9 protein-coding genes are annotated in these 8803 nt (G+C 67.3%); 5 read left to right on the plus strand and 4 right to left on the minus strand.

The genetic code is table 11. The features are described from left to right. Window positions 1–111: 111 nt before the first annotated feature. The 4 genes from ABD260_RS23265 to ABD260_RS23280 are packed head-to-tail and all read left to right on the plus strand — an operon-like array spanning window position 112 to window position 3288. Window positions 112–1014 (plus strand): ABC transporter permease, encoded by a 903-nt coding sequence (locus ABD260_RS23265; RefSeq protein WP_344236273.1) that lies wholly within the window; start codon window positions 112–114, stop codon window positions 1012–1014. Beyond that, the gene (locus ABD260_RS23270; RefSeq protein WP_344236275.1) at window positions 1011–1856 is read left to right on the plus strand and encodes an ABC transporter permease; all 846 of its coding nucleotides are present in this window, start codon (window positions 1011–1013) and stop codon (window positions 1854–1856) included. The genes ABD260_RS23265 and ABD260_RS23270 overlap by 4 nt, the downstream gene beginning before the upstream one ends. Further along, window positions 1853–2692, plus strand: a complete 840-nt coding sequence (locus tag ABD260_RS23275; RefSeq protein ID WP_344236277.1) for an ATP-binding cassette domain-containing protein — start codon at window positions 1853–1855, stop codon at window positions 2690–2692. Before ABD260_RS23270 ends, ABD260_RS23275 begins: the two co-directional genes overlap by 4 nt. Next, the gene (locus ABD260_RS23280) at window positions 2686–3288 is read left to right on the plus strand and encodes an ABC transporter ATP-binding protein (RefSeq protein WP_344236279.1); all 603 of its coding nucleotides are present in this window, start codon (window positions 2686–2688) and stop codon (window positions 3286–3288) included. The genes ABD260_RS23275 and ABD260_RS23280 overlap by 7 nt, the downstream gene beginning before the upstream one ends. A gap of 65 nt (window positions 3289–3353) precedes the next feature. Here ABD260_RS23280 and ABD260_RS23285 read toward each other — a convergent pair whose 3' ends face one another. The 4 genes from ABD260_RS23285 to ABD260_RS23300 are packed head-to-tail and all read right to left on the minus strand — an operon-like array spanning window position 3354 to window position 7581. Further along, window positions 3354–4142: an ABC transporter ATP-binding protein gene (locus ABD260_RS23285; protein ID WP_344236281.1), complete on the minus strand. Its 789-nt coding sequence runs from the start codon at window positions 4140–4142 to the stop codon at window positions 3354–3356. Beyond that, entirely contained in the window at window positions 4139–5131 is a 993-nt protein-coding gene (locus tag ABD260_RS23290) for a FecCD family ABC transporter permease (RefSeq protein ID WP_344236283.1), read from the minus strand. Before ABD260_RS23290 ends, ABD260_RS23285 begins: the two co-directional genes overlap by 4 nt. Further along, a complete protein-coding gene (locus ABD260_RS23295; protein ID WP_344236285.1) occupies window positions 5128–6192 on the minus strand; it encodes an ABC transporter substrate-binding protein in 1065 nt (354 codons plus the stop codon). Before ABD260_RS23295 ends, ABD260_RS23290 begins: the two co-directional genes overlap by 4 nt. Window positions 6193–6204: 12 nt before the next feature. Further along, window positions 6205–7581 carry a PepSY-associated TM helix domain-containing protein gene (locus ABD260_RS23300; RefSeq protein WP_344236287.1) on the minus strand — a complete coding sequence of 459 codons (1377 nt, stop codon included), beginning with the start codon at window positions 7579–7581 and terminating at the stop codon, window positions 6205–6207. A 766-nt stretch (window positions 7582–8347) separates the two neighbouring features. Here ABD260_RS23300 and ABD260_RS23305 point away from each other — a divergent pair. Next, window positions 8348–8803: hypothetical protein (locus ABD260_RS23305; protein ID WP_344236289.1), on the plus strand; the 456-nt coding region annotated here is incomplete at its 3' end.

Here is an 8803-nt window from a genome sequence, read left to right on the forward strand (position 1 = left end):
GCGGACCCTCCGGTCAGGTCGCGTCCCTCCCGCTGGGTCGGCGCGATCGCCACCCGGCTGCTCCGTCTGCTTCTCCTCCTCACCGCCGTCGCGGGTGCGTCGTTCGCGCTGATGACCGCCTCACCGGTCGACCCGGTCAGCGCGTACGTCGGCGCGGACATCGCCTCGATCGGGCCGGAGCAGCGGGCGCAGATCGCCGAACGTTGGGGACTCGACGATCCGCCGCTGCAACGGTTCGGCACCTGGCTGTCGCACATTGCCCGCGGCGATCTCGGCCAGTCGCACGCCTTCAACCAGCCGGTCGCCGATGTGATCGCGAACAAGTTCCTGACCAGCCTGGCGTTGATGGCCGTCGCCTGGTGCTTCTCCGGAATCATTGGCTTCACCCTCGGTATCGTCGCGGGCGTTCGCCGCGGGCGGTGGGCCGATCGCATCATCACCTGGTGGGCGTACACGCTGTCGTCCGCGCCGACGTTCTGGGTCGGTCTCCTGCTGCTGTACGTGTTCTCGGTGTCGCTCCAGTGGACGCCGATCTGCTGCGCCGTACCGGTCGGCGCCGTCGCGGGCGAGGTCGGATTACTGGACCGGCTGCACCATTTGTTGCTTCCAGCACTTACTTTGAGTTTGGTCGGGATCGCACCGGTGGTTCTGCATACGCGCCAGGCGGTTGCGGTCGCGATGGCGAGTGACTACGTCGCGTTCGCTCGTGCGCAAGGTGAGCGTACGTTCGGGCTAGTGGTGCATCGGGTGCTGCGGAACGCTGCCGGTCCTGCATTGCTGCTGCAGTTCACTTCGCTCGGTGAGCTGTTCGGCGGATCGGTGCTCGCGGAGCAGGTCTTCTCGTACCCGGGGCTCGGTGCGGCGACAACCACCGCCGCGCTTGGGCAGGACGTGCCGCTGCTGTTGGCGATCGCGCTCTTCACCACGGTCTTCGTGTACACGGGCAATCAGCTCGGCGATCTTTTACACAGCTGGATTGATCCACGGACGCGACGACTTGAGGCGGCCCGATGAGCGCGGTCGCAGCGGTTCGCCGGCTGGGCGATCGGCGGCGGCGTACGGTTACGTTCACTGCAGTGTCGCTGGCGGTCGTGCTCGCGGTGGTCATCGCCGGGACGTTGTCGGTCGACGCGGCGAGTACGACGCACTTGGCGGATCGCAATTTGAGTCCGTCCTGGCAGCACCCGTTCGGTACCGATCGGCTCGGACGCGACATGCTCGCGCGGGCGCTGTCCGGGCTGCGGCTCAGTCTGGTGGTGGGCGTCAGCGCGGCGGTCATCTCCGGTACGTTCGCCGTGCTGATGGCTTGCGCAGCGGCGGTCGGCGGGCGTCTCGTCGATCGGGTCGTCGGTTGGCTGGTCGATCTCTTCCTCGCACTCCCCCATCTGGTGCTGCTGATCCTGCTCGCGTTCGCGCTCGGTGGGGGTACGCGGGCGGTGATCATCGCGGTCGCGGTCACGCACTGGCCGTCGCTGACCCGCGTACTGCGCGGGCATGCCCGCCAGGTGATGTCCTCCGACTACGTCGCCGTCTCGGGTCGCCTGGGTCGCGGGCGGTGGTGGATCGCGCGGCGGCACGTCGTACCGCAGCTCCTCGGGCACTTCCTGGTCGGCACCGTGCTGCTGTTCCCGCACGCGATCCTGCACGAGGCCGCGTTGTCCTTCCTCGGCCTGGGTGTCGATCCCGCCGAGCCGTCCATCGGCGTACTCCTGGCCGAATCCATGCGCTTCCTGTCCGCCGGCGCCTGGTGGCTGGCTGTCCTCCCCGGCCTCTGCCTGCTGATCACCGTGAAGCTGGTCGACTCGATCGCCGAAAACACCCGAGCGCTACTGGACCCAAGGAGCCATCACCTGTGAATCCAGATCGCCGGACCGGTCGGCGCGACGAGTCACCGCCGGTGGGTCCGCTGCTCAGCATCACCGGGTTGCGCGTGACGTTCACGCAGTACACGCGGGGATTGCGCCGCCGGGAGATCGTCGCGCTGGCGGGGATGGATCTGACCGCCGAACGCGGTCAGGTCGTGGCGCTGGTCGGCGCATCGGGTGCCGGCAAGACCCTGCTCGCGCACGCCGTACTCGGCATGCTCCCGCCGAACGCCACCGAGACGGGCACCATCGCCTACGACGGCACCGTGCTCGACACCCCCGCCCGCCGGCAACTGGCGGGTACTGACATCGCGCTGCTCCCCCAGTCGATCGACTACCTCGATCCACTCGCAACGATCGGCCGTCAGGTACGCCGCTCCGCTCGCTTGGCTGGCCGGCCGTCGAGTGACGCGGCCGAGGCGCTGGAAGCTCGGGGTCTCGGGCGGGAGGTACTCGGGCGCTATCCGCACGAACTGTCCGGCGGCATGATCCGCCGCGTCCTGGTCACGATGGCAACGATGGGCGATCCGGAACTCATCCTCGCCGACGAACCGACCCCAGGCCTCCCCGCCGCGGACGTCGCCGCCGTACTCCAGGACTTCCGGTCCTTCGCCGATGCAGGCCGAGCCGTCGTACTCATCACCCACGAACTCCGCGCCGCACTCGCCGTCGCCGACACCGTGGTGATCTGCCACGACGGCCGCACAGTCGAGACCGCCGATCCGCGGAGTTTCGCGGAGGATCGGCTGACGCATCCGTACGCCCGGTTGCTCTGGAATGCGCTCCCCGCCAACGGCCTGATCGTCCCGGAGGCCCAGCCGTGCTGATCGCCAAGGACCTGTGGTTCCGCTACCACGACGAGTGGATCATCCAAGGAGCGTCGCTGTCGGTGGACCCCGGCGAGGTTGTCGGCCTACTCGGCCCCAGCGGCTGCGGCAAAAGCACAATCGCCCGCCTACTAGCCGGCCTCCTCACCCCAACCCACGGCGAAATCACCCTTCCACCAAGCCAACGCGGTCCGTACCCGGTGCAGCTGGTCCTACAGCATCCCGAGCGCGCAATGAACCCGCACTGGAAGATCCGCGACGTACTAGCCGAGTCCGGCGCCGACGCGACCGCCGTCGACGAGGTAGACCCCAACCTCGTCAACCCCAGCTGGCTGGACCGCTTCCCCCACGAAATCAGCGGCGGCGAACTCCAGCGCGTCAACCTGGCCCGCGCCCTCCTGACCAACCCCGCCTACCTGATCGCCGACGAAATCACCGCGAGCGTAGACCCCCTGACCCAAGCCCAAATCTGGCACCACCTCCTGAACCAGTCCCGCACCAACCAGTTCGGCGTCCTCGCCATCTCCCACGACCCCGACCTCCTAACCGCCATCACCGACCGCACCATCGAGTTGGGTGTACCGAAGAACAGGTAGTAGTCGGGCCGAGGTAGTACACCTGAGCGTGATTCCGCGGATGCGTACGCCGTATCACCGGTGTACTACCTGTCCTTCGGTACGCGATCCGGTAGTGGAGCTACGGCTATGTGGGGGCGGCCGTGGAGGGGGTGGGGGCCTATGTGGGCTTGGACTTCGAAGACGGATTTGATCAGGTCGACCGTGAGGACCTCCAGGGGTGGGCCTTCAGCGACGAGGCGGCCGGACTGGAGGACGGCGACGCGGTCGGCGTGGGCTGCGGCGTGGTCCAGGTCGTGGAGGGCGGCGACTGTGGTTACGCCTAGGCCTCGTACCAAGTGCAAGAGTTCGAGTTGGGCGCGTACGTCGAGGTGGTTGGTGGGCTCGTCCAGCACGATGAGTGGTGCTTGCTGGGCCAGTGCCCGCGCGACGAGTACGCGCTGACGTTCGCCGCCGGAGAGCGTGGAGAACAATCGCTTGCCGGCTCCGGTCAGATTCACCTTCGCCAGTGACTGCGTGATGATGTCGCGGTCGGCGCGGGTTTCGCGGTCGAGCAGGCTTTTGTGGGGCGTACGGCCCATCGCGACCATCTCGTCAACGGTGAAATCAGTCGCCATCGTCTGATGCTGCGTGACAACGGCCCGCCGTCGAGCGATCGCCTTCGCGGGCGTACGCCACACATCGTCATCGCCGAGCAGCACTGTCCCGGTCGTCGGCCGCAACGCGCGATAGATCGCCCGCAACAACGTGGACTTCCCGGCACCGTTCGGCCCGATGATCGCCACGAACTCCCCCGGCTGCACGGTCAGATCGACCCCAGCCAAGATCGGCAGCCCATCCAGCACCAACCCGACGTCCCGTACGACCAGCTTCATGCCGTACCTCGCCGCAGCAGCCACAGAAAGAACGGCGCCCCGAGCGCGGCCGTGAACACCGTGATCGGATACTCGTTGGGCCGGTCAACAGTCCGGGTCGCCAGATCGACCAGTACGAGGAACACCGCACCGCCCAACGTTGCGACCGGCAACAATTTGCGATGATCCGCGCCAACCACCAACCGCGCCGCATGCGGAACCATCAGCCCGACAAACCCCACTCCCCCGGCGACCGCCACAGCCGTTGCGGTCAGCAACGAAGACACGAACAACAGCACGATCCGCAACCGGTGCACATCAACCCCAAGTGCAGCCGCATCGTCGTCACCAACCGCCAACGCGTTCAACCCGCGCCCCTGCAACATGAGGTACGCCGCCGCAACCACCATCACCACCACCGGCAACCTGAGATCGGCCCAATCGGCGCCCGCCACACTGCCCATCAACCAGAACAAGATCCCGCGTACCTGGGTCGGCTCCGCCCGCAACTGCACCAGACTCGTACCGGCCATCGCCAGATAGCTCATTGCGACACCGGCAAGAATCAACCGCGTGTCAGCCAGCCGTCCCGACCGTTGCGCGAGCACAAACACCGCCAGCAGCGAAACACTCGCACCGATGAACGCCCCGGCCGACGTGCTCAGCCCCGCCAACCCCGCACCCATCACCAAGACCGCGCCCAACGACGCCCCCGACGAAATCCCGAGCACATAAGGATCGGCCAGCGGGTTCCGGATCAGCGCCTGCAACGCGACCCCGGCAACGCTCAGCGCGGCACCGACGATCGCCGCGAGCAGCACCCGCGGTACGCGGATCGACCAAATGATCTGCTCAATGAGCGGCTCCGGCAGCGTACCGCGCCCGCTCACGTGGTACCAGATCACCGACCACACCTGATCAACCGGCAGCGTCACCGTACCGATCGAGATCGAGGCGGTGACAACCACGATCAGCAGTACGACCAGCCCGACCGGGCGTACGACGGTCATCTGCTGAACTTGTCCGGATGCGCCGCCTTCGCGATCTTCTCGACCGCGTACGCGTTCAGCGGACCGAGATACGCGCCATCGGCAACTGTCGTGACGGTGCCGGTCTTCGCCGCGTTCCACTGCGGGAACTGTTTCAGCAGCTTCGCGGCCTCCTCCAATGGTTTCTCCTGGGGCGTGAACGCGCCGACCACCAGTACGTCGACGTCCGCCGCGGCGAGCTGCTCGGCGTTGATCGTCCGGGTCGCGTCCGACGACTGTCCGGCGAACGCGTTCACCCCACCGGCCGCCTTGATCACGTCGTCGTAGATGCCACCGGTCATCACCGCGGGCAAGCTGTTCTCGTTCATCATCGACATTCCCGGGTACATGATCACGACCTTCTTCGGGGCACTGCCCTGGACCTTCGTACGCACGGCCTCGATCCGGGAGCGCAGCGCTGCCACCGTGTCGGCGGCCTTCTGCTGTACGTCGAAGATCTGGCCGAGCAGCGTCATGAACGCGAAGGACGATTCGATGCCTTGCGCGTCGTACGCCGCCTTCTCACCGGCTGTTGCCTGTGGGTTGCCGAAGGCGCAGTTCACCGGGTTGACGATCGTGGCCGCGCCGGCCGCGGCGAGCTGCTCCCGGGTGGCGAAGCCGCTGGACGCCTGGAAACCGCCCGACCAGGTCGACACGACAAGGTCTGGTTTCAGCGCGAGCACCTGCTCGGCAGGGACGTCGAAGTTCTTGTTCATCGACAGACCGTTCTTCGGCAGCGCGGCCACCTTGGCGACCATCGTCGGGTCATCCGAGACGCCGTACGACTGCCCGTTGGCGAGCACGTGCTTTTGCAGGCCAAGCAGGACAAAGCTCTCCGCCTCACCGACCGAGGTGCCGTTCAGGATCACCACCCGGGACGGTGGCTTGGTGAAGGTCTGCTTCAACCCGCAGTTGTCGATCGTCAACGGATAGGTCGTCTTCTCCGGTTTCGTCGTGGCCGCCACTTCGGAGGTCGGGGCGGCAGTTGGACCGGAACACCCGGCGATGGTGAGGACGAGCAGCAAAGCCACGATGCGTTTCACGACATGGGGTCCTTAGCGAGCGACGTTGAACCAGGTCCGCAGCGTCGGGAGCCGGCGGAGCAGGAGTTGATCGAGGATGAGGGCCGCGAGCAGGGTGATCCCGAACAGCGGCAGGAAGAGCGCCAGCGCGACGACCAGTACTGCGAGCGCCGGCGTCGCGCGAAGCGGCAGCCGGCCGCGCGGCGCACCGAGCGCCTTGCCCTTCGGTCGGCGGCGCCACCACATCAACGGTCCGCTGACGCACATGAAGACGACGCCCAGGCAGAAGACAGTGGTGAGCCAGAAGTTGACCGTACCCAGCCGGCGGCCTTCGTGCAGTGCGATGCCCTGCGCAACGACCTTCGCCAGCGCCGGGTAGTCGCTGTACCCGTACGTCGAGACGACGCGACCGCCGTACTGATCGACGTGCAGCGTACGTTCCTTGCCGGGGTCCTCGAAGGCGTAACCGATCGCCGAGTAGACACCCTCGTCGTCGGCCGGCAGGGCGATCGTCATCGGGCGGCGGAGTCCGTTCCGTACGCCGACCTCGACAGCGGTGTCGACCGTCGCGATCGATTTGGCCCGGTCCGCCGGGTTCGAGCGCGGCACCTGGCTCTTGCCCAGGCCCCACGGCACGGTGTGGCTGTGCGGGAGCGACTCGTCGAGGGTCGAGGACGGGTTCGAGAGCGCACCGGGATCCTGACTCCAGAACGACGTCCCCTGCTGGGTCGCCAGTTCCTGCGTTTTCGCGCCCCAGAACCCGGTCCACGGCAGCCCTGACACGATCAAGAACAGCAGGCCAGCGCCGAGTACGGCGCCGGTCCGGCCGTGCCGCGATCGGAGCACCGCCCCGGCCGCCCCCGCCGCGCGCCGACGCGCTCGCGCCACCCGGCCACGGAAGAACAGGTAGTAGCCGGTCAGCGCCATCACGATCGCCCAGCAGGCCGCGATCTCGATCACGTAGTCGCCCCACCGCCCAGCCATCAGCTCGCCGTGCAGCAGGATCGCGGCTCCCGACAGCGTTGTGTCCGGGTCGAGCGATCCGAGCACCTTGCCTTCGTACGGGTCGACGAACACGTCCCGCGAACCCGCGGGCGTCGAGACCGAGAAGACCGTCGAGCGATCCGGCCCGGACGGCTCGGTCATCGAGACGACGGTCGCGTCCGGAAGTGCGTTGCGGACAGCACCGAGCTGCGCTTCGTACGGTTGCGCGACCAGGCCGGTGGGCTGCTCGACCTTCATCAGGTCGGCGTGCAGCACCGGTTCCAGCTGGAATCGGAACAGGTAGATCAGACCGGTGACCGCGAGGATCAGCACCACCGGGATCACCAGGAAGCTCGCGTAGAAGTGCCATCGCCAGAACGCACGGAACAATCCAGCCGCGGGCGCCGCCCGTTGCACTTCGCTCACAACCACTCCTTATCCGACTCTTGTGACTGATGTGTGGCTTAGGTGGAACAGCTACTAAGTGCTGTCCGGCATGTAGGTGCACGAGGAATGTTGGTGGAGCCTTTTGCTGGAATAGCGCCAGAAAAGCTCCTGCCCGGTCCGGAAAAGGCTCCCGCGACGCTGCAGTGTCGTGTGGTGGGCGGGTGGCTGGGGTTTTGGGGCTGTGGTCGGCGGGTGGACAGGACGTGTGGGTGGGGTGGGTAGTGCACTTGAGCGTGAAGGGGCCGGGGTGTACGGCGTCTCGGAGGTGCACTACCTGTCGAACTGCCGATTGTCCGCTGCGAGCACGGCCGAGCACGGTCGCGGTTGCAGGGTCGGTGGGTTCTCTCCAAACTCACCGCCGGCGGCCGCAGGCCACCCTTCCCGCCCGAAGCTGACCCACACACCAAGCACAAGACCTCCTTATCCACACTGTCCGGACAAGAAGTCGGTTCGCGGCCGCGATCAGTTCCACCCGCCGGCTGTGGCGCGCGCCACACCCGCTGCCGGGGGTGCTGACACGCCGGTCGTGGCGGGCGTATGACATCGCCGGCCCTGGCGGGCGTGGTCACAACCGACGGTCCTGGCGGGCGTGGTCACAACCGCCGGCCCTGGCGGGCGTGGTGACACCGCCGGTCGTGGCGGGCGTGGTGACGTCGCCGGTCGTGGGTGACACCGCCGGCGCGGGCGGGGCGGCATGCTGTGCGCGGTCGGGTGACGACCGGGTACCTGCGATCATGGTGCGGTCATGGGGCACAGCTGGGGATTCCGGGGCGCGCGGGCGGTTACGTTCGCGGGGACTTCGGTGCTGCTCGCGATGCTCGGTCACGTCCTGATGTCCGGTACCGCGGTGCCGTGGTGGGCGACGGTCATGTCGTTCGCCTGGATCGCCACCGCCGCCTGGATCGTCGCCGACCGCGAACGCAGCATCCCGTTCGTCGTCACCAGCACCCTGATCTCCCAAGCCGCCCTGCACACGGTCTTCACCCTCGCCCAGTCCATCACCCCGACCGCACACCCGATGCCAGGCATACACGGCAGCATGTCCGCGACCGCAGGCACGCTCGGGATGGGCAGCATGCCCGGGATGGGCAGCATGCCCGGGATGGACAGCATGCCCGGGATGGACAGCATGCCCGGGATGGACAGCATGTCCGGCATGTCCGGCATGTCCGGCATGTCCGGCATGTCCGGCATGTCCGGC

The organism is Kribbella hippodromi, assembly GCF_039531045.1.
Taxonomy (GTDB): Bacteria; Actinomycetota; Actinomycetes; order Propionibacteriales; family Kribbellaceae; genus Kribbella; species Kribbella hippodromi.